1 protein-coding gene is annotated in these 1,339 nt (G+C 63.3%); it reads right to left on the reverse strand.

The window, feature by feature from the left end:
* Positions 1–146: 146 nt before the first annotated feature.
* Entirely contained in the window at positions 147–1,151 is a 1,005-nt protein-coding gene (locus tag EN949_RS35320) for an ABC transporter substrate-binding protein (RefSeq protein WP_127367630.1), read from the reverse strand.
* Between the last annotated feature and the right edge of the window lie 188 nt (positions 1,152–1,339).

Here is a 1,339-nt window from a genome sequence, read left to right on the forward strand (position 1 = left end):
GGCCAACCAGAAGCAGGGCCGGCAAGGCGCTGCCGCTGCCGGCTGGCAGGCCGGCAACCGAGCTGCGTCTGAAAGAACTTCCCTGCATCGAGCGGTCCTGTTCAAAACGGGGCGCGCAAGCCGCGCCCCGTCGGTCTGCAACGGTGTTACTTGGTCTGCCAGGCATACCAGCGCGCGGCGATCTCGTCGCGATGCTCGGCCCAGTAGTTCATGTCGAGGTTGATCTGGCCGTCGACATGGGCATCAGGCAGGGCCTTGACGGCATCGGCGGGCATCTCCGCCTTGGCCTTGGTGTTGATGGGCGCATAGCCGCTTGCCTCGGCGAATTTCGCCTGGCCGGTCGGGCTGGTGGCGGCGGCGAGGAACTTCATCGCGCTGTCCTTGTTCTTGGCGCCCTTCGGCACGACGAGCACGTCGGCGGCGGTGAGGTTCTGCTTCCAGGCGACGCCGACGTCGGTGCCATCCTGCTGGAGGGCGAAGACACGCCCGTTCCACAACTGACCGAAGGCAGCCTCGCCGGAGGCAATCAGCTGCTGTGATTCAGCGCCGCCGCCCCACCAGACGATATCGGATTTGATGGTGTCGAGTTTCTTGAAGGCACGATCGAGATCAAGCGGATAAAGCTTGTCCGCCGGCACGCCGTCGGCCAGCAAAGCGATCTCGATGACGCCCGGCGCCGACCATTTGTAGAAGGTCCGCTTTCCGGGAAACTTCTTGGTGTCGAACATGTCGGCCCAGCCGGTCGGTTCGCCCGAGACGGCGCCCTTGTTCCAGGCGAGCACGAAGGAGTAGTAGAAGCTGCCGACGGCATGCTCATTGCTGAAACGCGGGTCAAGATCGGCCTTGGGCACGACCGCATAGTCGATCGGCTCCAGCAGCCCGTCCTTGGCGGCCTTTATGGCGAAATCCATTTCCACGTCGACGACATCCCAGGTGACATTGCCGGCGTCGACCATGGCCTTGAGCTTGCCATAGTCGGTCGGTCCGTCCTGCAGCACCTTGATGCCGGAGCTGGCTTCGAAGGGGGCTGCCCAGGATTTGGTCTGCGCTTCCTGCGTGGTGCCGCCCCAGCTGGTGAACGCCATCTCATCGGCCTTGGCGGCGGTTGCCGTGAGTAGCCCGGCCAGCAGGCCGGTCAAAATCAGTTTCATGTCATTCTCCTCTGTTGGTCTGTTTTTGTTTTTCTCAGTGCACCTGCGTCCCGCGGTTCTCAGCGCATGACGAAGGGATCGGGGATCGGCTCGTCCGAGGTGTTGATCCAGACGGATTTCGAGCGTGTGTAATCTCTGATGGTGTCGAGCCCACCCTCCCGGCCGAGCCCCGACAGGCCGTAGCCGCC

It is taken from the genome of Mesorhizobium sp. M7A.F.Ca.US.007.01.2.1, from assembly GCF_003998165.1.
Taxonomy (GTDB): domain Bacteria; phylum Pseudomonadota; class Alphaproteobacteria; order Rhizobiales; family Rhizobiaceae; genus Mesorhizobium; species Mesorhizobium ciceri.

What these genes read in the sequence shown, in the direction of transcription:
- EN949_RS35320 (WP_127367630.1), bottom strand. Translation starts at nt 1,151, where the DNA reads ATGAAACTGATTTTGACCGGCCTGCTGGCCGGGCTACTCACGGCAACC.